Genomic DNA, 334 nt, shown 5'->3' with positions numbered 1-334 from the left:
GCCCCACCAGATGCGCGCGCAGCGTCGCCGCAAGCTGCGCTTCCTGCGCCTCCTCTGCGGCCACCACATACGCCACCAGCTGCGGCTCGCCGGCCCGCTCCTCGCGCGCCACCACCACCGCCTCGCGCACCCACGCATGTCCGCACAGGTGCGCGGCCACCTCGCCCGGCTCGATGCGAAAGCCCCGGATCTTGACCTGCTCGTCGGTGCGCCCCAGAAACTCCAGATTGCCATCCGGCAGGTACCGCGCCAGGTCCCCCGTGCGATACAGCCGATCGCCCTCCACAAAGGGACTGGCGATGAACCGCTCGGCTGTCAGCTCGGGGCGGTTCAG

General features: G+C 71.0%; 1 pseudogene. It reads right to left on the bottom strand.

Annotated features, from left to right (window positions below):
• A pseudogene (locus tag AB3X89_RS40410) lies at positions 1 to 334 on the bottom strand (non-ribosomal peptide synthetase module); the annotation flags it as partial.

Source organism: Paraburkholderia sp. BR14320 (assembly GCF_040948665.1).
GTDB classification, from domain to species: Bacteria; Pseudomonadota; Gammaproteobacteria; order Burkholderiales; family Burkholderiaceae; genus Paraburkholderia; species Paraburkholderia youngii.
Note: the sequence above shows the minus strand (reverse complement) of the source record. Positions and strands in the feature narration are given on the sequence as shown.